A 24,384-nucleotide genomic window follows, 5' to 3' on the forward strand; every position below is an offset into this window, starting at 1 on the left:
CGTCAGGGATACGCCGATCGTTACTGTGCTACCGCGCGCGTTTCGCGCCATGGTCCCGCTCTCGATGCCAGCGCGATGACGCAAAACTGGCTCTTGCCGTGGCGCTTGGATGTGTACAGCGCCGCATCGGCTTCGTGCGCAAGCGAATCGGCCGTTGCATCGGCGCCGAGCGCCACGCCAATGCTGACCGATACCTGGATCGCTTTTCCGTTCACCGAAAAAGGTTTTTGCAGCACGTCGAGGATTTTTCGCGCAACCGCTTCGCAATCTTCGACCGTGCCGACGCCTTCAAGCACCACGGTAAATTCATCGCCGGCCAGACGCGCCAGGATGTCCGATTCGCGCAACGCGGACTTGACGCGCTTGCCGAACTCGATCAGCACCGCATCGCCGGCGCCGTGGCCATGGGTATCGTTAATTTTCTTGAAATTGTCGAGGTCCAGGTACATCAGGCCGAGCCGGGTGCCCTGGCGGCGCGACAGCGCCAGCGCTTTCTGCAGGTGGAATTCGTACACGCGGCGGTTCGGCAGGCCGGTCAGCGCATCGGCGTTCGCCAATGCCAGCAGCTGCCGTTCGTGTTCGCGCGACGCGGTCGAATCGGTTGCCAGCACGTAGATGCCGACCACCTCACCGTCGCGGTGGTGCGGAATGTACGTGGTATTCAAGATGCGCTCGTGGCCTTTGCGCTGCACCTTCGCTTCGAAATTGGTCATATGGCCGGCCAGCGCCTGCATCAGGCTGGGCTTTTGTTCCTCGTAAAAGGCGGTGCCGAATACGGCTTCGATCGTATTGCCGATCATGTCGGCGTTGCGCTGTCCCAGCCACTCCTTGTAGACCGCATTGGCGAACTGGAACCGAAATTCCACATCGAGGTAGGAGATAAGGACCGGCACATTATCGGTTATGGTGCGCAGCATCTGCTCGCTGCTGTGCAGCTTGTGCTGCCATTCATCGAGGTCGCTGATGTCTTTCAAGGCCACCACGGCGCCCAGGCGCTCGCCGGCGCAGCTCTGCATGCGCCGGCCGCTGGCGAGCACGGTGCGCCGCTTCATGCCGCGCGGCGCGATCACCATGCGGACATCCTTGACGGTGTCGCCGGCGAGCGCGCGCAGCAGCGGAATGCCGGCAGGCGCGAGGCGCGTTTTGCCGTCTGCTTCGTACAGGTCGTAGTGGTCGGCCCAGTCGCTGGCATCGAGCTGGCTTGGCAGCTGGCCATGAAATTCGCTGGCAGCACGATTGAAGAACGTCAGGTTGCCGTCGGCGTCGCACGCGATCACGCCCATGTCGACCGTGTCGAGTACGGCGTCGAGCAATTCTTCGCTGCGGCGCAGGCTCGTCTCGACTTCAGTGCGCTGGCGAATTTCGCGGTTCAGCGCGTCGTTCTTTTCCTGCAGCGCCAGCGTGCGTTCGCGTACGCGATTGTCGAGCGACGCGTTGAGCGCATGCAGGGCGCTTTCGGCATTGCCTCGCGCGAGCATGACGGCGTCGTGATTGAGTTCATGCTCGACCAGTTTGGCCAACGACCGCAACATCGACAATTGCTCATCGGTCAAGTTGCGCGGCCTGGTATCGATGATGCACAGGGTGCCGACGGCAAAGCCGTCATGCGAACGGATCGGCTGGCCGGCATAGAAGCGGATATGCGGCTCCCCGAGCACCAGTGCGTTGGCGGAAAATCGCGCATCTTGTCGCGCATCTGCCACAACCAGGGTTTCCTCGGACTCGATGGCATGGCTGCAGAACGAGACCGAGCGGTCCGTTTCGCCGGCCCCCAGGCCAACGCGCGACTTGAACCACTGCCGGTCGCTGTCAATCAGCGAGACGAGCGCGATGGGCACGCCGAATGCTGCGGTGGCAAGCAGGGTGAACTGATCGAAGCGGTGTTCCGCGGGGGTGTCCAGAATGGCCAGGCCGCGCAACGAGCGCAATCGGTAATGTTCATTAGATAATTTGTTGTCCATCAAGCACCGTAGAGTTGAGGTGCCTCTGGACGAGGCACGCAAAAAAGCATCCGGTGTTTGGCCCGATGGGCAGGATGAGTTTTCGGCAGCGGGAAGTTGGCTGGGTATCCATGGTAGCGCGGCACTTGCCATAGGTACAGTTTTATCTCATTTCTGGCAATAAAAGCGCAGTGGCAACGTTGGCACCGCGCCACTGCTGCGCTCATTTTTGATCTGGCACTTAACCGGTTTGCGGGGCAAGTCTAGTATTGGTTCTGGCGAGGTAGCAAAGAGGTCATGCAGCGGCCTGCAAAGCCGTCCAGACAGGTTCGATTCCTGTCCTCGCCTCCAGGATCCCGGATAGCCCACTTTCGAGTGGGCTATTTTTTTATGTTGATAAAAGAATCAATCGGTGCACTGATGGCTCGCCGCCGCCGCCGTGGTGTACCAGAGCACGGTAGGCGGGCGCCAGGGAGGCCTACCTGGTCTACTGCCATACGCTCGACATCGGCAAGATATCGGGCGCTGACTTGAAGATCGGCCCGCTGCGCGGAGCAGGATTGACATTGAGGTTCGACTGGAACACCAACAGCGATGTCGGCTACATCTCGCGCATGCTCGTCGCCGGACCCACCCTGATCAATACCTCCGTCTTGCTGCTACGCGAAAGCAATGCGCCGAGCGGCGCCTTCCCGCCGATCTCTGCCGTTCGGGGACGCTACACGTACAAGGCGCACCCGATGCTGAGCGCCGACTGGGGCATTGTCCTGAGCCCGCTGCTCTCCCTGGACGGCTATGCGAACTTCATCGCCAACAAGGGCCGCGACGAGGTCGACAATGCGACGGGAGCAGAAACGACTATTGACCTGCAACTGATGTTTGACGTCGGCGCCATGGCGGGAGGGCGGAAGAAGATCATTGCCGTCCATGACGAATGCGCGGAAATAATCAGCGGTGTCGGAACTCGGGCCGGTTTTGGGTGCCTAATACCGACCGGGAGGAGGTGACCATGCAAAACCAACGGTACCGTGCATGCATCGACGCGTGCAACGATTGCGCCGACAATTGCGACGCGTGCGCCGTCGCATGCCTGCAGCAGGCTGATCCGAAACCGATGGCGCGCTGCATCGCGCTCGACATCGATTGCGCGCAGCTTTGCCGCGTGGTGGCTGGGTTCACGGCGCGCGGCAGCGAGGCGGCGGTCGACTTGTGCCAGGCGTGCGCCGAGGTGTGCGACATGTGCGCCGGCGAGTGCGCCAAGCATGCGATGCAGCATTGCCAGGAGTGCGCTGAGGCGTGCAGGCGCTGCGCCGACGAATGCCGCAGGGTCGGGTCGATGCCGCCGGCGAATGCGCCGGGAGCGGGGGCGGCGTCATCCGGGGTGTGAACGGCGGCAACGGCGACCCCATGTCGACACCAGCTACCGGCGTTACTTCTTGAACGTATCGCCGAAAAAATCGCCCTGGTTCCACGTCGGCTTCGCGCTGGCGTTGGCAATCTCCAGCGCGATGTTGTAGTTCAGCTGGGCGAAGCGGGCGGCGGCATCGAAATTGAACGGCAGCCTCAGGTCGTCGCTCGGCTGGTGGTAGTGCGTCGCCAGGAACGTCGCCCACAGCTTGGCGCCGTCCTCGTTCTTGTTGAACGAATTCTGCCCCGGCACCAGGAAAATTGACGGTACGCCCTGCCTGACGAACATGTAGTGGTCGGACCGCGTGAACAGGCCTTGCGCCGGCCACGGATCGGCAATCAGGCCGAGTCCCATCTTCGCGGCCGCCCGCTGGACCGACCCCTTCATGCTGGAATGCTCGGCGCCGAACGCGACCACGTTCTTGAAGTCAAATGTCAGCAGCGGCATGTCAAGGTTGACGTTGGCCACCATCGCGCCGGCCGGCACGGTGGGATTGGTGGCGAAATAATCCGACCCCAGCAAGCCCTTTTCTTCACCGGTCAGCGCGACGAACAGCACCGAGCGCCTGGGCCGGGTCGCCGACTGGCTGAACAGGCGCGCCGTTTCGATCAGCGTCGCCACGCCGGAGGCATTGTCCATCGCGCCGTTGTAGATATTGTCGCCGGTCTTTTCCTTGACCTGGCCGATATGGTCGAGGTGGGCGCTGAAGACGACGTACTCGTTTTTCAGGCGCGGATCGCTGCCCTCGATCATGCCGACCACGTTGCTGCTGCGAACCTCGCTCAGCACGCGCTTGTGCGACAGCAACATCGACATCTTCAAATCCATCTGCGGCACCGGCTTGTTGGCCGCCGCCAGCGCATAGATGTCGTCGAGTCTGGCGTCGACCTGGGTGAACAGCTTCTTCGATGCCGCCAGGCTGAGCGCGACATCGTCCTGCAGCGCCGGCAGGCTGTGGGCCGGCTTGCCGGCCGAGTCCAGCCAGCTCATGCTGGGGAAGGCGTTGCGTTCCAGTACTTTGGCGAACGGCATCGCCTTTTCGGTATCGGGCGTCCACAGCGTGACGATGCCGACGGCGCCAAGTTGCGCTGCCAGCTTGCGTTTTTCGCGGCCGCTGCCGAAGTGGGCGCCTTCCTCGGTCGGGAAGCGGGTTGGCTTGCCTTGCAGGACGACGACGATCTTGCCCTTGACGTCGATGCCGGCGTAGTCGTTGTGGTTGAAGCGGTCGGCGCGGATGCCGTAGCCGACGAACACCAGCGGCGCCGCCGCCGCGGCGCGCGGCTCGAGCACATCGGCGCCGATGACAAAATCAGTGTCGGCCGACAGCCGCTCGACGCCGGCGGCCGAGCTCAGTTCGACCACGCCAGACCCCGCCACCGCGCGCGACGCGCGCAGCGGCACGCTTTGCAGGTAGCTGCCCTTGCTGCCCTTCGGCGCCAGGCCGTACTGCGCAAACTGGGCGGCGACGTAATTGGCGGCGATGTCGTAGCCGCGGCTGCCGGTGTCGCGCCCTTCGAGCAGGTCGTCGGCCAGGAACGCCAGGTGGGCGCGGATCGCCGCCTTGTCGGCCTTCGGAGTGGCGCCGGCGGCATGCGCGGCGCTGGCGGCGGCCAGCAGCAGCAACGCAGCGGCCAATGTGGAACGGTAGCGCATCATTGTGCTTTCTCGTTCGTGGTACGGAAGGGCCGCATGATGTCCTTGGCGATGCTCCAGCGGTGCACCTCGGACGGGCCGTCGTAAATGCGGAAGGCGCGCGCATCGGCAAAAATGCGCGCGACGATCGTCTCGTGGGTGACGCCCTGGCCGCCCAGCACCTGCACGCTGCGGTCGACCACGCGCCAGATCGCTTCCGACGAGATCACCTTCGCCACACTCGATTCGTGCTTGCCGAGGTGGCCCTGGTCGAGCACCCAGGCGCAGTGCCAGATCGACAGGCGCGTCACGTGCAGGTCCATTTCGTTGTCGGCCAGCTGGAAGCCGACGCCTTCATGCTGGCCGAGCGACTTGCCGAATGCCTGGCGCTGCGCGGCGTAGCGCACGGCGACGTCGTGCGCGCGGCGCGCCTGGCCGAGCCAGCGCATGCAATGCGTCAGGCGCGCCGGCGACAGGCGCACCTGGGCGTAGCGGAAGCCTTCGCCGGCCGCGCCGAGGATGTCGGCCGCGGGAATGCGCAGGTTCTCGAAGCGCACCACGCCGTGGCCGCCGGCAAAGCACGAGTCGAGCGAATCCATCAGGCGCTCGAGCACGATGCCCGGCTGGTCCATGTCGGCCAGGAACATCGTCGCGCTGCCGTCTTCCAGCTTGGCCATGATGATCGCGAACGCGGCGCCCTCGGCGCCGGTGATGAACCACTTGACGCCGTTGATGATGTAGTCGTCGCCGTCGCGCACCGCGGTCGTGGCAAGCATGCTCGGGTCGGCGCCGGCGCCGGGCGACGGTTCCGTCATGCAAAAGCACGAGCGGATGTGGCCGGCGGCGAGCGGGCGCAGCCAGCGTTCCTGCTGCGCCGGCGTGGCCACTTCCTCCAGCAGGTGCATATTGCCCTCATCGGGCGCGTGGATGTTCAGCGCGACTGGGCCGAGCGGCGAATAACCGGCTTCCTCGAACAAGATCGCCTTGGCGCGGTGGTCCAGCCCCAGGCCGCCCATCGCCACCGACACGTGGCTCGACAGCAGGCCGGCCGCGCGGCCGAGCGCGACCAGCTCGCGGCGCAAGTCTTCGGTCGGGCCATGCGGCGTGCAGCGCGGATCGCTTTCGAACGGGATGATCTTGTCGGCGATGAAACTGCGGGTGCGCTGCTGTAGTTCGAGCAGCGCGGGAGAAAGCGCGAAGTCCATGGTGGTCCCGGTCATGAGGTTGGCGGGCCGGCGGATCGCCGCCCCGAAGTTGCTGCAATATTACTTCACTTGGCGGCGGGCCGTGGCTCGGCCAGCTGCGCCATGACTTGCTGCTCGATTGCCGGCGGCACCGTCCATAGCCCCAGCATGCCGCGCGCCGGCACCGCGCTGGGCAGCGCGCGCATGGCGGCCATGACGAAACCGAAGCGGCCGGCCGACAAGTCGCCGAACGCCAGTTCGTCCGGCGGCAGCACGCCGGCGCGCGATTGCCGCGTCACCGATGCCGCGCTCGCCTGGTCGCAGCGAAGCAGCTCATCGAGCACGCCGACGCTGATGATCTTGCCTCGCGGCAGGTCGGCGGCGCTGTGGTAGCCGGCCGCGGCGAGCGCCTCGGCGTACGGGGACCGGCGGCACAGGGCGGCCGCATGGGGCGGAAACCCGAGCGCCGCATGGATCGCCAGTGGCCCGCGAAAATTTGTCGGCCAGCTGCGCGTTTCGATGCGGTTGGCGCCCACCGCCAGCAGGGTCGCCCATGGCTGGGTCATCGTGATCGCTTTCATCATCGGCGGCGCGGCTCCGGGTCCGTGTTGTCCAACATGCAGTAGAGCATAAATAGACGGGGGGGCGCTCTCGAGGCGCCGTGGGCCGCCTGCGCCTTATGCTTTAACAACTTTCAAACCGCTGAGCGGATTCTCTGGCGAGCGCCTCTTTATCGAGGATTGCACGCGCTTTTACAAATGGTTGCGAATGAGTTTTTTTACCCCTTTCGCGTGCGCACGTTGAGGCAGTAGTCTATTGCAACGCGACACGTATGCACATTTAACTGAGCGCGCGCACCCCTCGCGCGCGTGGCGGCGCCCCGCTGGCGGCCGAAAGGCCAGCCCCCGGGCGACGCAATCCCAACCCAACAGGAGCCCTCCTTGTCCGACCTCAAAAATCCAAAGCCTGAAACAGTCATCAAAGTCATCGGTGTCGGCGGCGCCGGCGGCAATGCCGTCAATCACATGGCGTCTTCGGGCCTGTCCGGCATCGAGTTCATTTGTGCCAACACCGATGCCCAAGCGCTGTCGCACACCGGTGACGCCACCCGCATCCAGCTTGGCGAAAGCGGCCTTGGCGCCGGCAGCGACCCGGTGGTCGGGCGCGAGAGCGCCATCCGCGAGCGCACCATCATCGCCGACGCGCTCAAGGGCGCCAACATGGTGTTCATCACCGCCGGCATGGGCGGTGGCACCGGCACCGGCGCCGCGCCGATCGTCGCCGAAGTGGCGCGCGAGATGGGCATCCTGACCGTCGGCGTGGTCTCCAAGCCGTTCGAATTCGAGGGCGCGCGCCGCATGCGCGTGGCCGACGAAGGCATCGCGCTGCTGTCGAAGTGCGTCGACTCGCTCGTCATCGTCCTCAATAGCCGGCTCGAAGAAGTGCTCGGCGACGACATCACGCAAAAGCAGGCGTTCCGCGCTGCCGACGAGGTGCTGAGCAAGGCCGTTTCCGGCATCGCCGAAATCATCAACGTGCCCGGCATGATCAACGTCGACTTCGAGGACGTGCGCACGGTGATGCGCCAGACCGGTACCGCCATGATGGGCTCGGCCGAATACGCCGGCGAAGACCGCGCGGTCAAGGCGGCGGAGGAGGCGATCTCCTGCCCGCTGCTCGACGGCTCGAACCTGCATGCCGCGCGCGGCCTGCTGGTCAACATCGCCGCATCGGAAGAGACGCTCAAGCTGCGCGAGACCAAGCTGGTGATGAACGTCATCTGCGCGCAGACGAGCGACGACGCGATCATCAAGTTCGGCGCGGTGTTTGACGATTCGCTCGGCGACGCCATGCGCGTGACGGTGGTCGCCACCGGGCTGTCGCGGCCGATGGAGGTGGCGCCGCCGCCGGTGCAGTCACCGATGTCGCGGCCGATGCCGGGCCAGCCTGGCTTGGGGCCGAACGTGGGCAACGTGGCGCGCGCCGCCGGCATGCGCACGGCCGTGCCGGCGTACGCGGCAAATCGCCAGAGCACGCTGCCTGGCGCAGCCCCCGGTTCGCGCCTGGGCACGGCGCCGCGCCTTCCAGCTTCCAACAGCGGCGAAGAGGCCGAACAGGCGGCCGCATCGCAAACCGCGCAGCCGGGCAACCACTAAGCCCTAAGGCTGGCGGGTAGAACGGGTCCGTGCCTTGGCGCAGGGATGCCGTGTCGATTTGCCGATGAAGTGGCTATCGTCGAAGCCGCGCTTTACGGCGCGGTGTTTTGCACCCCGGCCCCGCGGCGGTGCGCCGGCCGCCGTTGGTTCGGCGTGCACGCCGGCTCCGACACCTCGGCGGCGATTCGCGCGGCGCTCTCGGGATCGGTGCGGCGCAACGCTTCCGCCAGCTCCATCGGCGACGACGGACACGCAAAGATCAGCACATCGCCCTCGTGGCACAGAGCCAGGCCGAAGCGCAGCGCCTCGTGCATGTTGAGCTTGCAGTGATGCTCGTGCTGGCCGTCGTCCTCATTGCGAGCACCGTCGAGGATCACGCGCGCGGTCTCTCCGGGCGGCCGGCCGCGTCCGTCCGATTCGTATACCACCAGCGCGTGGAAAGCGCGCGCGCAAGTCCTGCCGATGTCGCGCAGGTCCTCCTGGCGCCGGTCTCCCGGCGCCGTCAGCACCGCCACCACGCGGTTCGCCCCCATCGAGGCGCCCATTTCTCCCAGAGCCGCATACGCGGCCGGATTGTGGGCGTAGTCGACGATCACGCGCACGCCGCGCACATCGAAGCTGTTCGCTCGCAGCGGGTTGTTGCGCCCGTTCGAGACGAAGCTCGACAGGCATGCCGTGATGTCGACAAGGCCGAAGCCGACCGCGAGCATGCCGGCCGCCGCCGCCAGCGCGTTGGCGATGTTGAATTTCGCGTGGCCGCCCAGCGACACCGGCATCGCTGCCGCACCGATCAGCGAATGGCGCCGCGCGCCGTCGGCCAGGATGACGGCGCCGTCTTCGAGGTAGGCGCCGCGCCCGCCCTTGTCGAGATGGCGCAGCAGCGCCGGATTGTCGGCGTCGGTCGAAAAACACAGCACTTCGACGCCCTTGCGGCGGATCTTCGCCATCGCAAGGCAGCGCGGATCGTCGGCGTTGAGCACCAGCGCCTTCGACGCCGAGCGCGCCACCACCGCCTTGACGCGCGCCAAATCGGCCAGCGTCTCGACGCCGTCAAGCCCGAGGTGGTCGGCCGTGACGTTGAGGACAATGGCGACGTCGCAGCGGTCAAAGCCAAGCCCGCGCTTGAGGATGCCGCCGCGCGCCGTTTCGAGGATGGCGATATCGACGTCGGGCGCGCTGAGCACATTGCGCGCCGACCAGTAGCCGGAGCAGTCGCCCTTGACCGCCTGCACGCCGTTGATGAAGACGCCTTCGGTGGTGGTGGCGCCAGTCGAGTGGCCGGCCAGGCGCGCGCCGTGGGCGAGCATCAGCGTGGTGGTGGTCTTGCCGTTGGTGCCGGTGACGGCGATGATCGGGATGCGCCCGTCGCTGGCGCCGAACATCGATTCGACGATCGCGTCGCCGGCGTCGCGCGCCTGCCCGCGGCTTGGGTACTGGTGCATGCGGATGCCCGGTGCGGCGTTGACTTCGATGATGCCGCCGCTCTGCTGCGCCAACGGCAGCGAAATGTCGCGGCAGACGATGTCGATGCCGGCGACGTCAAGGCCGATCTTTTGCGCCGCGCGCACGCACAACTGGCGCGTGCACTCGGGCAGCAGGTCCGTCACGTCTTCGGCGGTGCCGCCGGTGGACAGGTTGGCGTTGCCGCGCAATTGCACCACCGCTCCTGGCGAGGGCACGTCGTCGAGCGCGTAACCCTGTTCGCTCACGACGTTCTGCGCGTGCTCGTCGAACGTGATGCGGGTCAGGATGTTGGCATGGCCGGCGCCGCGCGCCGGATGGCTGTTTTTCAGCGCCACCAGCGCGCGGATCGACCTGGCGCCGTCGCCGGTGACGCTGGGCGGGCGCCGGAGCGAGGCGGCCGCCACCTTGTCGCCGGCGACCAGCACGCGGTAGTCATTGCCTTCCAGGTACTGCTCGACGATGACGCCGCGGCTGAACTTGCGTGCGTGCGCGAACGCCGCCGTCACCTGGTCGGCGTTGCGGCAGGTGGTCGTGACGCCCTTGCCCTGGTTGGCGTCGAGCGGCTTGACGGTGACGGCGCCGCGCAGCCGGCGCGCCGCCAGCACCGCTTCAGCGGCGCTCGACACCGTCTGCCCCTTCGGCACCGGGATGCCGCACTGCTCCAGCTGCGCTTTCGTCAGCTGCTTGTTGCTGGCGACGTGGACGGCGATGTTGCTGGTGGCGCCAGTGATGGTCGCCTGCAGCCGCCGCTGCCGCTTGCCCCAGCCGAGCTGGAACAGGTTCGCGTCCTCGGTGATGCGCACGCTGGGAATGCCGCGCCGGCGCGCCGCATCGAGCACCGCCGCGGTGCTGGGGCCGATGGTGCGCCGCGCCGCCGTCTGCGCTATCCGGGCCAGTGGCTCCTCGAGCGCGAACGCATCGCCGCGCGCCAGCGCCGTCACCGCGTCGACGGCAACCTGGAACGCCAGCTCCACCACCTTCTCGAGCTGGTAGGCGCACACCACGCGGAACTGGCCCGGCGCGCCGGCGACCTTGCGCGTACGGCCAAAGCCGGCGGGCGAGCCGGCCAGGCATTGCAGTTCGAGCGTGACGTGTTCGACGATGTGCGCCATGTAGGTGCCGTCGCGCAGCCGCAGCGCAAAGCCGCCGGCGCGCCCGACCGAGCAGCGGTGCTGGTGTAGGGTCGGCATCAGCGCCAGCAGGGCGTCGACGAAGCCGGGCACGCTGTTCGACGCCACGCCATCGAGGTCGCCCAGGTCGACGATGCTGAGCAGGCATGGCGTGTTTGCATACAGGTTCGGTCCGCGCAGGAACCGCTGTTGGATGATCTTCATGCTTGCGCAGTCCTTCGGGTAATGATCTCGACGAAGTGCCGCAGCGGCGCGGGCGCCTCGGCAACGCTGTAGCGCGAACCGGACGGCAGCAGGTGCAGGCGCACGTCGATCAGTTCTAGGCAGCCGCGCTCGCCCACGTCGGCGCGGTTGGAAATCGCGTCGCGCCCGTCGACCACCGTCACCGCGCCCACCGTGCTGCCGCCGATCACCGCCAGCAGCCGCTTCGGGTCGCCGCCTTTCACCAGTACACCTGGTGCGACGCCGGCTTGGTCGCGCGCAGCCACACCGCGGCGATGCGGTCGGCCGCCTGGTAAGCCGGGTTGTCGAGCTCCTCGCCGAAAATGTCGGGATCGATCTCGTCGTAGGTCCAGTGCATTTCGGCGCGCTCCAGGCGCCGCGCCACTTCGGCCCCGAGCGCGTCGACGCCGTCGACGATGGCCGCGGCGGTGTACAGCAGCAGCGAGCCGCCCGGCGACAGCCGGCCGATCGCCGCGTTGACGATCGCCAGCGACAAGCCGGCGCCAAGGTCGCCGCCGCCGTTGCGGTAGGCACGCGCGCCTTCGTCGACCAGGTAAGGCGGGTTGGCGACGATCAGGTCGAACGTGCCGTCGACGTTGGCCAGCAGGTCGCTGTACTCGGGCAGCACGCTGCGCGTGTCGGCCAGCAGGGCGTTGACGCGCGTGAGCGTCAGCGCGGCCGGGTTGATGTCGACGGCGTGCACCGACGCCGATGGACACATGCGCGCCAGTTCGATGGCGCCGGCGCCGGCGCCGCAGCCGATGTCGACGCAGCGGGTGACGCGCCGCGCCAGCGCGGGCACGCACGCGCCCAGCTGGCGCGCGAAGCGGTAGGTATCGGGCCCGAAGAACACCGAGTCGGTCGCTTCGGTCGGAAAGGCTGAATGGAAGTACAGCTGCCCGCCGAGCGAAGACACGCGCAGCGTACTGCGCAAGCCGCTCGCGCACTCCTCGATGACGCCGGCGTCGCGCATGGCGCCGAGAATGGCCTCGGGGATCAGCACCGGATTGAACGGGCGGTTCCAGCCGAACACGTCGGTCAGGCTGCGCGCGCGTGCATTGCCGGGACGGGCGTTGACGCGCGCGATGGTGGCCGGCGTCGGCGTGACGAAATGGTAGTTCGCACGGCGCAACTGGTTGCCGAGTTCGACCAGGGCCATCGTCGCGGACGGCAGGGCGGCGCTGCGCAAGGATGTCATTTCTATTACGGGAAATTCAGCCATCATACACTCCGGCAAAGATCAGGCCGCTACAGGTGGTAGCAGCAGCGTACATCCTAGCGAAAATGCCAATCGCTCATCGTGGGCCTACCAGCCACATCTTTGTAGGAACAGTCCGGCAAGGCGCGCGGCAGATTGCCATGGCGAACTCGGCCTTTCCTGCTCGAAACGGTCCGCAATTTGTCGGTCAATGCAGGGCCAATATTTCTGGCTAACCATCTTGAGTGATCGAATCGTGCGCATTAACATTCGCCAAATATTGCACTGACGGCAGTGCAGAAATTTCAAGAAGGACATGCAATTGGATTCAAAATTGAACAGCGTGGAAATGCAGGCGCTGCAGTCCCTGGATGCGTATCGCGATGGCGACGTGCCGCAGCGCCTGTTTGCCTTCAACCTGGTGATGCGCCAGCCGTCCGGCGCCACCGTGCTGACCAGGCACGGCGAGCGCACCTTGTTTCGTCAGGCCTGTCTGGCATCGCTGCAGGCGCTTGACATTACCGAGGGCACCGACATGGCGACCGGCGTCAAGAAATGGCTGCTGGCGAGCGGCTTCGTCAGCGAAGCCGGCGGCGCCGCGGTGGCCCTATCGATCACGCGGCGCGGCAAACTGTGGCTGGCCTCTTTCGACGCCGATGACAACGTCGAACGCGAAGCGGCGCTGACGGCGTCGGATTTCGCCCGGCGCCGCGCCTGACCGGCCCACGACCGGCTGATGCGAAGACGTCGATGACTTCTCGATTTGATCCATATCAAGGAATATATAACTTGCCTTGAATAAACTTCGGCAAAGCAAAATTACTTGCTTTCTGGAAATATGGAGTCACCGTGCGCACCAATCTGCCCGTTACCGGGATCGAATACGAACTGAAGGACGGCCAGGCGATCGTCTCGACCACCGACATCAAGGGCAGGATCACCTACGTCAATCCCTGCTTCATCGAAGTCAGCGGCTATGACCGCGAGGAGCTGATCGGCAAGGCGCACAACCTGGTGCGCCACCCGGACATGCCGCCCGAAGCGTTCGCCGATATGTGGCACTCGCTCAAAGCCGATGTGCCATGGACGGGGCTGGTCAAGAACCGCCGCAGGAATGGCGACTTTTATTGGGTCGTCGCCAACGTCACCCCGGTGATGGAACAGGGCCGCACGGTCGGCTTCATGTCGGTGCGTACCCGTCCGGCCAGCGCCGACGTCCAGGCAGCGGCGGCGCTGTACCTGCGCATGCGGCAGGGCCAGCACGGCGGCATGCGGATTCGCGCCGGCACGGCGGTGGGCACTGGCGCGCGCGGCCTGCCTGCGCGCCTGCGCGCGCTGCCGGTCAGCGTGCGCCTGGCCGTGGTGATGGCGCCGCTGGCGCTGCTGATCGCGGCGCTGGCGCTCGCCGCCGCGCATCCGGTGGCGCGCATCGCCGCCGCCGCCGGCGTGCTGCTGGCGCTGGCCGGCTGGCGCGATCTGCACCGCGCCGTGGTGGCGCCGCTGCGCGCGGCGACCGACGCGGTGCGCGCGCTGGCCGGCGGCGACCTGTCGCGCGAGATCGACGCCGGCGGCGCCGGCGACGGCGCCCAGCTGCTGCGCGCGCTGCGCCAGCTGACGGTCAACCTGCGCGCCATCATCGGCGACGTGCGCACCAACGTCAGCTCGATCGAGACGGTCACGCGCGAACTGGCCGACGCCAATGGCGCCCTGTCGGGCCGCACCGAATCGCAGGCAGCCAATCTCGGACAGACGGCGGCCAGCATGGCGCAGTTCGCGGCGACCGCGCAGCAGAACAGCGCCGGCGCGCTGCAGGCCAACGCGCTGGTCGAAGCGGCGGCCACGCTGGCCGGCCAGGGCGGCACCGCGGTCGCCAGCGTCGGCGCCACGATGCAGCAGATCAGCGCATCGGCGTCGCGCATCGTCGACATCATCAGCCTGATCGACGGCATCGCCTTCCAGACCAATATCCTCGCGCTCAACGCGGCGGTGGAGGCGGCGCGCGCCGGCGAGCAGGGCAGGGGCTTCGCCGTTGTCGCCGGCGAGGTGCGCAGCCTGGCGCAGCGATCGGCGCTGGCGGCCAAGGAAATCAAGACGCTGATCGACGAATCGGCCCGCCAGGTCGGGCACGGCGGCACGCTGGTCGACGCCGCCGGCGCCACCATGACGCAGGCGGTCGGATCGGTGCGCGACGCCACCGCGCTGATGCACGACATCGCGCGCGCCGGCGTCGAACAGGCCGGCGCCATCGCCCAGGTCAACGCGGCGCTCGGCGAACTCGATGCGATGACGCGCCAGAATGCGGCGCTGGTGCGCCTATCGGCGGCGGCAACAGCCAGCGTCGCCGACGACGCGGCCGGCCTGGCCGAGGCGTTGTCGGTGTTCAAGCTGGAGCGGCGTACGCTGGCCCTCGGCGGGCGTGCCGCCTGATGCTCTTGCCACTATTGCCACCCCTTGACGGGCGGCGCCTGCCGTTTTTGATGCATGTCAAGGATTTTGTGGCCCCCGCTCAATACACTTGCCGGCAAATGAGGACATGGCCGCGTGTGGGCATGGCCGGCCGCCGGAGTCAATTGATGTCACATGCAACAACCGCTTCCACCGTTCCGACGGTGCAGTTCGATGCCCAGCTGGTGCGCAAACTGAGTAAGCCAGGACCGCGCTATACGTCGTATCCGACGGCGGACCGCTTCAGCACCGATTTCGGCTACCGCGACTACCTGCAGGCGGTGGCCAGCGTGCGCACGCGCGGCGCCGCCAAGCCGCTGTCGCTCTACCTGCACATCCCGTTTTGCGACACCGTCTGCTACTACTGCGCCTGCAACAAGATCGTCACCAAAAACCGCGACAAGGCATCGGTCTACCTCAGCTACCTGAAACGCGAAATCGACATGCAGGCGTCGCTGTTTGCGGGGATGAACCAGGTCAGCCAGCTTCACCTGGGCGGCGGCACGCCAACCTACCTGTCCGATGCGCAGATGGACGACCTGATGGCGCACCTGCACCGCCGCTTCCAGTTCGCTCCTGATGCGGAAGGCGAATATTCGATCGAGGTCGATCCACGCACCGTCGACCGCGCGCGTGTCCACAGCCTGCGCCGACAAGGCTTCAACCGCATCAGCCTGGGCGTGCAGGACTACGACGACCAGGTCCAGCGCGCCGTCAACCGCGTCCAGCCCGAACACGAGACCCAGGCCATCATCGACGCCGCGCGCGAAGCCGGCTTTCGCTCGGTCAGCATCGACCTCATTTACGGCCTGCCGAAACAGACCCCGATGAGCATGGCGCAGACGCTGGCGAAAGTGATCAAGGCCGGCCCGGACCGCATTGCCGTCTACAACTACGCCCACCTGCCGCACCTGTTCAAGCCGCAACGCCGCATCGCCGAGGCTGACCTGCCAAGCGCCGACAGCCGGCTCGACATGCTGGGACTGTGCATCCGCCGCCTCTGCGAGGCCGGTTACGTCTACATCGGCATGGACCATTTCGCCAAACCGGGCGACGACCTGGCGGTGGCGCAGCAGCAGGGCCGCCTGCACCGCAATTTCCAGGGCTATTCGACCCATGCCGATGCCGATCTGGTGGCGTGCGGGGTGTCGGCCATCGGCGCGGTCGGCAGCACGTACAGCCAGAACGTCAAGACGCTCGAAGCGTACTACGCGCGCATCGACAGCAACGAGCTGCCGATCGAGCGCGGCATCGCGCTGACGATGGACGACGTGCTGCGGCGCTGCCTGATCCAGATGCTGATGTGCCATTTCGAGCTGTCCGTCGGGGCGATCGAACAGGCCTTCCCGATCGTGTTTGCCGATTACTTCGCGCCCGAAATCGAACGGCTGCGGGTGCTGGCCGGCGATGGCCTGCTCACCGTCGGCCCGGAGTGGATCAGCGTGACGCTCAAGGGGCGGCTGTTGATCCGCAATATCTGCATGGTGTTCGACCGCTACCTGGCCGGCGAGCCGGCCACGCCGCGCTTTTCGAGCACCATATGAGGGCGCCTCCATGAGTACCATCAGCCTCGCGCCGGTGTTCCTGATCGGCCTGTTGGGCAGCGTCCACTGCGCCGGCATGTGCGGCGGCATCGTCAGCGCATTTTCGATCGCGCCGGCGCGCCGCTTTCCGGTTGCGGTGGTGAGCCTGCGCAGCGCGGCGCCCGGACCGGCGCTGGCGCGCGTGCTCGCTTACAACAGCGGGCGCATCGCCAGCTACATGGCGGCCGGCGCGCTGGCCGGCGGCCTGGCCGGCGCCGCGCGCACGCTGTCCGGCCTGGCGGCGATCGAAACGGCCGCCTACTGGCTGGCGAACCTGATGCTGGTGGTGCTCGGCCTGTACCTGATGGACGCCTGGCGCGGCCTCGCGCGCGTCGAGCAGCTCGGGCGCACGCTGTGGCGCCGCATCGAACCGGCCACCGCGCGGCTGCTGCCGCTCGATTCGCCGGCCAAGCTGCTGGCGATGGGCGCGGTGTGGGGCTGGCTGCCGTGCGGGATGGTCTACAGCGTGCTGCTGACGGCGATGCTGAGCGGCTCGGCGCTGTCCGGCGCCGCCGTGATGCTCGCGTTTGGCCTCGGCACCTTGCCGATGCTGCTGTCGATGGGGATGCTCGGCGCGCCGCTGCGCAACGCGATCGCCCGCCCGCTGGTGCGGCGCGCCTGCGGCGCGGTGGTGCTCGCCTTTGGCGTCGTCGGCATGCTGCGCGCCGCCCGCGGTGTCGACCACGGCTGGATCGATGCGCTGTGCGTCGCCGTGCCGGGGCTGCTGCCATGAACGCCGTGCTGGCGCCGTGCGCCTGCTTTCACTGCGGCCTGCCGGTGCCGGCCGGCAGCCGCTGGTCGGTCGCCGTCGACGGCGCGGCGCGCGCGATGTGCTGCCCCGGCTGCGAAGCGGTCGCCGCCAGCATCGTCGCCAGCGGCTGCGCCGACTACTACCTCAGTCGCACCGAATTTGCCGCCCCCGCCGACCTGGCCGCGCTGGCGCCGCCTGAACTGGTGCTGTATGACGCCGGCGCAGCCGTCGGTGACGCCGTCGTCGACGCCGTCTACTCGGTCGACGGCATCCGCTGCGCCGCCTGCGTGTGGCTGATCGAGCGGCGGGTGCGCGGCGTGGCCGGCGTGCGCGCGGCCGACATGAACGTCACCACCGGGCGCCTATCGGTCAGCTGGAACGATGCCGAATGCCGCCCAAGCGCCATTATCGGCGCGCTGCGCCAGATCGGCTACGCGGCCTATCCGTTCGACCCGCAGCGCCACGGCGAGCAGCTCGAACGCGAACGCAAGAAGCTGTTTCGCCAGCTGTTCATCGCCGGCCTGTCGATGATGCAGGTGATGATGTACGCGTTGCCGGTCTACCTGGCCAACGACGGCACCATGGACGCCGACATGACGGCGCTGATGCACTGGGCCTCGCTGCTGCTGACCTTGCCGGCGCTGCTGTACTCGGCGCAGCCGTTCTGGCGCGGCGCCTGGATCGGCCTGAAGACGCGCATGCCCGGCATGGACGTGCCGGTAGCGCTCGGAATCGCCGCCGCCGCCGGCGGCAGCATCGTCGCGCTGCTGCGCGGGCACGGCGACGTCTATTTTGATTCGGTGACGATGTTTATCTTCCTGCTGCTTGGCAGCCGCTACCTCGAGCTGTCGGCCCGCCGCGCCGCCGCCGGCGCGCTGGAAAACCTGCGCCACGCCCTGCCGGCGGCGGCCGCCCGAATGCCCGCCTATCCGTCCTCGCGCCGCACCGACCTGGTAGCGAGCAGCGCGCTGCAGGCCGGCGACATGATCCTGGTGCGTCCCGGCGAAGCGGTGGCCGCCGACGGCGTCATCGTCGAAGGCGACACCGACGTCGACCTGGCGCTGCTGACGGGCGAAAGCCGCGCCCAGCGGCGCGCCGTCGGCGCCGAGCTGCCGGGCGGCGCCGTCAACACCGGCCAGCCGGTGGTGCTGCGCGTCACCCGCGCCGCGCGCCAGAGCACGATGGCGCTGCTGGTCGAACTGGTCGAGCGCGCCGGCATGGGCAAGCCGCGCATCGCCCAGTGGGCCGACCGCGTGGCGGCATGGTTCGTCGCCGCGCTGCTGCTGTTCGCCGTGGCGGTGTGGGTTGCCTGGCAACTGAGCGACCCTGCGCGCGCCTGGCAGGTGGCGGTAGCGGTGCTGGTGGTGTCGTGCCCGTGCGCGCTGTCGCTGGCCACGCCGACGGCGCTGGCGGCGGCCACCAGTCGCCTGCTGCGCCACGGCGTGCTGGTGGTGCAGCCGCACGTGCTCGAAACGCTGCACCGTGCCACCCACATCATCTTCGACAAGACCGGCACGCTGACGCGCGGCCAGCCGGCGCTGCGCGCCGTGCGGCTGCTCGGCGCGGCCACGCGCGCCGACTGCCTGGCGATCGCCGCCGCGCTGGAGGAATCGAGCACCCATCCGCTCGGCACGGCATTGCGCGCCGCCGCCGGCGGAGCGCGGCGCGACGCGCGCGAACTGCGCCAGACGGCCGGGCAGGGCATCGAGGGCGTCGTCGACGGCGTGCACTACCGGCTAGGCAGCGCCGCCTTCGCCGGCGCCGGCGACGCCGGCGCGCCATCCGACGACGCCTCGCAGGTCTTCCTGGCCGGCCCCGGCGGCGTGCTGGCCTGCTTCGAGCTGGCCGACGCGCTGCGCGAAGACGCCGGCGACGTCGTGCGCCAGTTCCAGCGCCGCGGCATGGAAGTGATCCTCCTCAGTGGCGACGCGCCGGCGCTGGCCGCGCGCGTGGCCGGCCAGCTTGGCATCGCGCGCGCCCTGGGCGGCCAGATGCCCGAGCAGAAGCTCGCCTTCGTGCAAGCGCTGCAGGCGCAGGGCGCGGTGGTGGCGATGGTCGGCGACGGCGTCAACGACGCCGCCGTGCTGCGCGCGGCCGACGTCTCGTTCGCGATGGGCGGCGGCAGCGACCTGGCGCGCATGCACGCCGACTGCGTGCTGATGTCGAACCGGCTGGCCGACCTGGGCGACTGCGCCCAGACGGCATCGCGCACGCTGGCGGTGGTGCGCCAGAACCTGGCCTGGGCCACGCTGTACAACACCTGCGCCATCCCGGCCGCGGCACTCGGCATGCTGAACCCGTGGATGTCGAGCATCGGCATGTCGGTCAGTTCGGCGGTGGTGGTGATCAATGCGCTGCGCCTGCGCGCGAAGGACTGACGATGGAAGCACTGTACCTGCTCATTCCCCTCAGCGTGTGCCTGGTCGCACTGGCCATCTGGGTGTTTTTCGGCGCCTCCGACAGCGGCCAGTTCGACGACCTCGAAGGACCCGGCATCCGCGTCCTCCACGACGACGACAGCGTCGAATGATTCGCGGTCTGACCTATGGTCAGACCCCAAACCGACGAAGAAGTTTGGCCTGTTGGCGCCGATCTTGGCCAATTTGATTCACATCAAGGATTTTTGAACTGCAGAAATTTACTCTGCGGAGTGTCAACGATGTATTTTCAGGAGAGTAGCAGTGGACACAGGTTTGAACTACAACTACAAGATCGTCAAGCAGTTCACGATCGCCACCGTGGCATGGGGGGTGATCGGCATGCTGGTGGGCGTCATCATCGCCGCGCAGCTGGCCTGGCCGGCGCTCAATTTCGACGTGCCGTGGCTGACGTACGGGCGCCTGCGCCCGCTGCACACCAACGCCGTCATCTTCGCCTTCGGCATCTGCGGCCTGTTCGCCACCTCGTATTACGTCGTGCAGCGCACCTGCCAGGTGCGGCTGTTTTCAGACACGCTGGCCGCCTTCACGTTCTGGGGCTGGCAGGCGGTGCTGGTGCTGGCGGCGATCACCTTGCCGATGGGTTTCACGCGCGGCAAGGAGTACGCCGAGCTGGAATGGCCGATCACGATCCTGATCACGGTGGTATGGGTGGTCTACGCAGTCGTCTTTTTCGGCACCATCGTCAAGCGCAAGGTCAAGCACATCTACGTGGCCAACTGGTTTTTCGGCGCCTACATCATCGCCGTGGCGGTGCTGCACGTGGTGAACGGCGCGAGCATGCCGGCCTCGCCGATGAAGTCGTACTCGGCCTACTCGGGCGTGCAGGACGCGATGATCCAGTGGTGGTATGGCCACAATGCGGTCGGCTTCATCCTCACCGCCGGCTACCTCGGCATGGTCTACTACTTCATCCCGAAACAGGCCGAACGCCCGGTGTATTCGTACCGGCTGTCGATCGTCCACTTCTGGGCTTTGATCTTCACCTACATGTGGGCCGGTCCTCACCACCTGCACTACACCGCGCTGCCTGACTGGACGCAATCGATCGGCATGGTGTTCTCGCTGATCCTGCTGGCGCCGTCGTGGGGCGGGATGATCAACGGGATCATGACCTTGTCGGGCGCCTGGCACAAGCTGCGCACCGATCCGATCCTGAAGTTCCTGATCGTGTCGCTGTCGTTCTACGGCATGGCCACATTCGAAGGTCCGATGATGTCGATCAAGACCATCAACTCGCTGTCGCACTACACCGACTGGGGCATCGCCCACGTCCATGCCGGCGCTCTGGGCTGGGTCGGGTTCATCACGATGGGATCGATCTACTACCTGATTCCGCGCCTGTCGGGCAAGAAGGAAATGTGGAGCGTGCGCCTGATCGATCTGCACTTCTGGGTCGCCACCATCGGCATCGTGCTGTACATCGCCTCGATGTGGATCGCCGGCGTGATGCAGGGCCTGATGTGGCGGGCGGTCAATCCGGACGGCACCTTGACGTACACCTTCGTCGAAGGCGTCAAGGCGACCTATCCGTACTACGTGATTCGCTTCGGCGGCGGCCTGCTGTACCTGTCGGGCATGCTGATGATGGCCTACAACACGCTGATGACGATGCGCGGCACGACAGCGGTCGACCCGACCATCCCGTCGATCACGCCTAAAAAATCGCACAAGACAGGAGCAGGTAATGAAGTTTTCGCATGAATGGATCGAGAAGAACCCTTGGCTGCTGATTGGCCTCGTGCTGCTCGTAATCTCGGTGGGCGGGCTGGTTGAAATTGTGCCGCTGTTTTTCCAGAAGTCGACCACCGAGCCGGTGGCGGGACTCAAACCGTACTCGCCGCTGCGCCTGGTGGGCCGCGACATCTACGTGCGCGAAGGCTGCTACAACTGCCACTCGCAGATGATCCGGCCGTTCCGCGCCGAGACCGAGCGCTATGGCCACTACTCGGTGGCCGGCGAATTCGTCTACGACCGGCCGTTCCAGTGGGGCTCGAAGCGCACCGGTCCCGACCTGGCGCGCGTCGGCGGGCGCTATAGCGACGAGTGGCATCGCACCCACCTCGACAGCCCGCGCGACCTGGTGCCGGAATCGAACATGCCGAACTACCCGTGGCTGGCAAAAGCGCGGCTGGTGCCGGCCGACGTGGTGCCGAAGATGCGCGCGCTGCAGCGCCTGTCGGTGCCGTACAGCGAGCAGGAAATCAACGACGCGCCGGCCACGCTGGAAGGCAAGACCGAGCAGGACGCGCTGGTGGCCTACCTGCAGGGCCTCGGCACGCAGATCAAGACAAGGAACTGACATGGCAATCGAACATATTTTTGACAGCGCGAGCAGCGTGATGACGGTGATCAGCTTCACCACTTTCGTCGGCATCCTGCTGTGGACCTTCGTGCTCAAGCGCGGACAGGATTTTGCGACGGCGGCGGCACTGCCGTTCGCCGACGAGGAGGACAGCGGTCATGGCTGATTTCACCAACGGCTTCTGGGACTACTACATCGCCGTCATCACGCTGCTGTCGATCGCCGGCTGCGGCCTGCTGCTCTGGTCCCAATCGATCCACCGCGTCAAGGAGATCCCGGAAGGCTCGCCCGCCGGTCCCGGCACCACCGGCCACGTATGGGATGAAGACCTGACGGAGCTGAACACGCCGATGCCGCGCTGGTGGATGTGGCTGTTCTACCTGACGATCGTGTTCGCGCTGGTGTACCTGGTGCTGTATCCGGGCCTGGGCAGCTACGCCGGCAGCTTCGGCTGGAAGTCGTCGGGCGAATACCAGACCGAACTCAAAAAGGCGGACGCCGAATACGGCCCGCTGTTCGAGCGCTACGCCAAGCTCGATCTGAAGACGGTGGCGGCGGACCCGCAGGCGCAGGCGATCGGCGAGCGGCTGTTCCTGACCTACTGCGCCCAGTGCCACGGCTCTGACGCGCGCGGCAACAAGGGCTTTCCGAACCTGACCGACGGCGACTGGCTGTACGGCGGCGACGCGGCGATGATCAAGACGACCATCATGCACGGGCGCAGCGGCATGATGCCGCCGATGGGCGCTGCGGTGGGGTCGGACAAGGACGTCGAGAACGTCGCCCATTACGTGCGCAGCCTGTCGAACCTGACCACCGATCCGATCAAGGTCGCCTTCGGCAAGCAGAAGTTTGCCGCCTGTGTCGCCTGCCACGGCGCCGACGGCGGCGGCAACCAGGCGCTGGGCGCGCCGAACCTGACCGACAAGGTGTGGCTGTACGGCGGTAACGCCGACACCATCATCGAGACGGTCAACAAGGGCCGCAGCAATACGATGCCCGCGTTCGACGCCTTCCTCGGCGAGCCGAAGGTGCACCTGCTGGCAGCGTACGTGTGGGGCCTGTCGAATCAACCGGCGGCGGTGCCGAAAAAATGAACGAGGCAGCGCCGCGCGAGGCAATCATCAAGATGTACGCCAAACGCGAGGAAATCTATCCGCGCGAGGCGAAGGGGCCGTATGCGACGCTGCGCTGGGCCTGCGTGTGGCTTACCCAGCTCGTGTTCTACGGCCTGCCGTGGCTGAACTGGAACGGCCGCCAGGCGGTGCTGTTCGACCTCGGTGAGCGCAAGTTCTATATTTTTGGCGTGGTGCTGTGGCCGCAGGACTTCATCTACCTGGCCGCGTTGCTGATCATCTGCGCCTTTGCGCTGTTCCTGGTGACGGCGGTGGCAGGACGGGTGTGGTGCGGGTTCGCCTGCCCGCAGACGGTGTACACCGAGATTTTCATGTGGATCGAGCGGCGCATCGAAGGTGCGCGCAGCGCCCGCATCCGGCTCGACCGCCAGCCCTGGAGCGTCGGCAAGGCCGCGCGCAAGGTCGCCAAGCATTCGGCCTGGCTGGCGGTGGCGCTGTTGACGGGCCTGAGCTTTGTCGGCTACTTCGTGCCGGTGGAGCGCCTGGCGAACCAGTTGTGGAATCTGCAGTTGTCGTCGTGGGAGACGTTCTGGGTGCTGTTCTATGCGCTGGCAACCTACGGCAACGCCGGCTGGCTGCGCGAGCAGGTGTGCAAGTACATGTGCCCGTATGCGCGCTTCCAGAGCGCGATGTTCGACCAGGACACGCTGATCGTCACGTATGACGTGGCGCGCGGCGAGCCGCGCGGCGCGCAGGCCAAGGCGGCGCCGGAAAAAAGCTTCGCCACGCTGGCGCTGCCGAAAGCGGGCGACTGCATCGACTGCAGCCTGTGCGTGCAGGTGTGCCCGACCGGCATCGACATCCGCGACGGCCTGCAGTACGAGTGCATCGGCTGCGCCGCCTGCATCGACGCGTGCAATACGGTGATGGCCAAAGTGGACAAGCCGCCAGGACTGATCCGCTATTCGACCGGCAATGCGATGGCCAACGGCTGGAGCATGGCGCGGGTGCGGCGCCAGCTGGTGCGCCCGCGCATCCTGGTTTACTGCGCGCTGCTGGGGGCGATCGTGTTCGCCGTCGGCGCCGCGCTGGCGCTGCGCACGCCGCTCAAGCTCGACGTCATCCGCGACCGCGGCGCCATGGGGCGCGAAGTCGAGGACGGCATCATCGAAAACGTCTACCGGCTGCAGGTGATGAACACGGCCGAGAAGGCGCATACGTTCCGCGTGTCGGTGTCGGGGCTGGCGTCGATCAGCCTGGCTTCGCCCGAGCTGGCGCGACTCGAAGGGGCCAGCGCGCGCGCCGTGCCGGTGCGGGTGAGGGTGCCGAGGAGCGCCGCCGCGACCGGATCGAACCAGATCGAGTTCGTGCTCACGGCGCTCGACGACCCGGCGCTGAAGGTGACCGAAAAAGCGGTCTTCATCGTTCCGAAACCATGATCAAGGAAATCTC

General features: G+C 66.9%; 21 protein-coding genes and 1 tRNA gene. 15 read left to right on the plus strand and 7 right to left on the minus strand.

Features of this window, described 5'->3' with window-relative positions; genetic code table 11:
• Positions 1-20: 20 nt before the first annotated feature.
• The gene (locus tag ACP7DD_RS01245; RefSeq protein WP_426172864.1) at positions 21-1,961 is read right to left on the minus strand and encodes a diguanylate cyclase domain-containing protein; all 1,941 of its coding nucleotides are present in this window, start codon (positions 1,959-1,961) and stop codon (positions 21-23) included.
• Between the two features lie 256 nt (positions 1,962-2,217).
• Between ACP7DD_RS01245 and ACP7DD_RS01250 the strand changes: the two genes are divergently transcribed.
• The 3 genes from ACP7DD_RS01250 to ACP7DD_RS01260 all read left to right on the plus strand — a co-directional run bounded on the left by ACP7DD_RS01250 (position 2,218) and on the right by ACP7DD_RS01260 (position 3,327).
• Positions 2,218-2,291 (plus strand) — tRNA-Cys (locus tag ACP7DD_RS01250).
• A gap of 179 nt (positions 2,292-2,470) precedes the next feature.
• Positions 2,471-2,947, plus strand: a complete 477-nt coding sequence (locus tag ACP7DD_RS01255) for a hypothetical protein (protein WP_426172865.1) — start codon at positions 2,471-2,473, stop codon at positions 2,945-2,947.
• A 2-nt stretch (positions 2,948-2,949) separates the two neighbouring features.
• A complete protein-coding gene (locus ACP7DD_RS01260) occupies positions 2,950-3,327 on the plus strand; it encodes a four-helix bundle copper-binding protein (protein WP_426172866.1) in 378 nt (125 codons plus the stop codon).
• Positions 3,328-3,369: 42 nt separating this feature from the next.
• On the opposite strand, the gene ACP7DD_RS01265 is transcribed toward ACP7DD_RS01260, so the two are convergent.
• The 3 genes from ACP7DD_RS01265 to ACP7DD_RS01275 all read right to left on the minus strand — a co-directional run bounded on the left by ACP7DD_RS01265 (position 3,370) and on the right by ACP7DD_RS01275 (position 6,748).
• Complete coding sequence (locus ACP7DD_RS01265) at positions 3,370-5,004, minus strand: M28 family metallopeptidase (protein WP_426172867.1); 1,635 nt, start codon at positions 5,002-5,004, stop codon at positions 3,370-3,372.
• Positions 5,001-6,185, minus strand: a complete 1,185-nt coding sequence (locus ACP7DD_RS01270) for an acyl-CoA dehydrogenase family protein (protein ID WP_426172868.1) — start codon at positions 6,183-6,185, stop codon at positions 5,001-5,003. The genes ACP7DD_RS01265 and ACP7DD_RS01270 overlap by 4 nt, the downstream gene beginning before the upstream one ends.
• Positions 6,186-6,250: 65 nt before the next feature.
• On the minus strand, positions 6,251-6,748 hold the full coding sequence (locus tag ACP7DD_RS01275) for an ASCH domain-containing protein (protein WP_426172869.1): 498 nt from the start codon (positions 6,746-6,748) through the stop codon (positions 6,251-6,253).
• Positions 6,749-7,105: 357 nt separating this feature from the next.
• On the opposite strand from ACP7DD_RS01275, the gene ftsZ reads away from it, so the two are divergent.
• Positions 7,106-8,320 carry a cell division protein FtsZ gene (ftsZ, locus tag ACP7DD_RS01280; protein WP_426172870.1) on the plus strand — a complete coding sequence of 405 codons (1,215 nt, stop codon included), beginning with the start codon at positions 7,106-7,108 and terminating at the stop codon, positions 8,318-8,320.
• A 92-nt stretch (positions 8,321-8,412) separates the two neighbouring features.
• On the opposite strand, the gene cphA is transcribed toward ftsZ, so the two are convergent.
• From cphA to ACP7DD_RS01295, 3 genes are read right to left on the minus strand one after another with little or no spacing between them, the layout of a single operon-like run.
• Positions 8,413-11,118, minus strand: a complete 2,706-nt coding sequence (cphA, locus tag ACP7DD_RS01285; protein WP_426172871.1) for a cyanophycin synthetase — start codon at positions 11,116-11,118, stop codon at positions 8,413-8,415.
• Positions 11,115-11,360: a hypothetical protein gene (locus tag ACP7DD_RS01290; protein ID WP_426172872.1), complete on the minus strand. Its 246-nt coding sequence runs from the start codon at positions 11,358-11,360 to the stop codon at positions 11,115-11,117. Before ACP7DD_RS01290 ends, cphA begins: the two co-directional genes overlap by 4 nt.
• On the minus strand, positions 11,357-12,358 hold the full coding sequence (locus ACP7DD_RS01295) for a methyltransferase (RefSeq protein ID WP_426172873.1): 1,002 nt from the start codon (positions 12,356-12,358) through the stop codon (positions 11,357-11,359). The genes ACP7DD_RS01290 and ACP7DD_RS01295 overlap by 4 nt, the downstream gene beginning before the upstream one ends.
• A gap of 298 nt (positions 12,359-12,656) precedes the next feature.
• Here ACP7DD_RS01295 and ACP7DD_RS01300 point away from each other — a divergent pair, with 298 nt between their 5' ends.
• From ACP7DD_RS01300 to ccoG, 11 genes are all read left to right on the plus strand, one after another.
• Entirely contained in the window at positions 12,657-13,052 is a 396-nt protein-coding gene (locus ACP7DD_RS01300; protein WP_426172874.1) for a hypothetical protein, read from the plus strand.
• A gap of 131 nt (positions 13,053-13,183) precedes the next feature.
• Positions 13,184-14,761 (plus strand): methyl-accepting chemotaxis protein, encoded by a 1,578-nt coding sequence (locus ACP7DD_RS01305; RefSeq protein WP_426172875.1) that lies wholly within the window; start codon positions 13,184-13,186, stop codon positions 14,759-14,761.
• 146 nt (positions 14,762-14,907) lie between these two features.
• The gene (gene hemN, locus ACP7DD_RS01310; protein ID WP_426172876.1) at positions 14,908-16,323 is read left to right on the plus strand and encodes an oxygen-independent coproporphyrinogen III oxidase; all 1,416 of its coding nucleotides are present in this window, start codon (positions 14,908-14,910) and stop codon (positions 16,321-16,323) included.
• A 10-nt stretch (positions 16,324-16,333) separates the two neighbouring features.
• Complete coding sequence (locus ACP7DD_RS01315; protein WP_426172877.1) at positions 16,334-17,095, plus strand: sulfite exporter TauE/SafE family protein; 762 nt, start codon at positions 16,334-16,336, stop codon at positions 17,093-17,095.
• The gene (locus tag ACP7DD_RS01320) at positions 17,092-19,491 is read left to right on the plus strand and encodes a heavy metal translocating P-type ATPase (RefSeq protein ID WP_426172878.1); all 2,400 of its coding nucleotides are present in this window, start codon (positions 17,092-17,094) and stop codon (positions 19,489-19,491) included. Before ACP7DD_RS01315 ends, ACP7DD_RS01320 begins: the two co-directional genes overlap by 4 nt.
• Positions 19,492-19,493: 2 nt before the next feature.
• Positions 19,494-19,643, plus strand: coding sequence for a cbb3-type cytochrome oxidase assembly protein CcoS (gene ccoS, locus ACP7DD_RS01325; RefSeq protein ID WP_099787611.1), 150 nt, complete (start codon positions 19,494-19,496; stop codon positions 19,641-19,643).
• Between the two features lie 151 nt (positions 19,644-19,794).
• Entirely contained in the window at positions 19,795-21,255 is a 1,461-nt protein-coding gene (ccoN, locus tag ACP7DD_RS01330; RefSeq protein WP_426172879.1) for a cytochrome-c oxidase, cbb3-type subunit I, read from the plus strand.
• Positions 21,239-21,853, plus strand: coding sequence for a cytochrome-c oxidase, cbb3-type subunit II (ccoO, locus tag ACP7DD_RS01335; RefSeq protein WP_426172880.1), 615 nt, complete (start codon positions 21,239-21,241; stop codon positions 21,851-21,853). Before ccoN ends, ccoO begins: the two co-directional genes overlap by 17 nt.
• A 1-nt stretch (position 21,854) precedes the next feature.
• Positions 21,855-22,022: a cbb3-type cytochrome oxidase subunit 3 gene (locus ACP7DD_RS01340; RefSeq protein WP_426172881.1), complete on the plus strand. Its 168-nt coding sequence runs from the start codon at positions 21,855-21,857 to the stop codon at positions 22,020-22,022.
• Entirely contained in the window at positions 22,015-22,953 is a 939-nt protein-coding gene (ccoP, locus tag ACP7DD_RS01345; RefSeq protein ID WP_426172882.1) for a cytochrome-c oxidase, cbb3-type subunit III, read from the plus strand. Before ACP7DD_RS01340 ends, ccoP begins: the two co-directional genes overlap by 8 nt.
• Entirely contained in the window at positions 22,950-24,371 is a 1,422-nt protein-coding gene (gene ccoG, locus ACP7DD_RS01350; RefSeq protein WP_426172883.1) for a cytochrome c oxidase accessory protein CcoG, read from the plus strand. The genes ccoP and ccoG overlap by 4 nt, the downstream gene beginning before the upstream one ends.
• Positions 24,372-24,384: the final 13 nt, after the last annotated feature.

The sequence above is a fragment of the Massilia sp. TWR1-2-2 genome (assembly GCF_049897565.1).
Lineage (GTDB): Bacteria > Pseudomonadota > Gammaproteobacteria > Burkholderiales > Burkholderiaceae_D > JAFCUW01.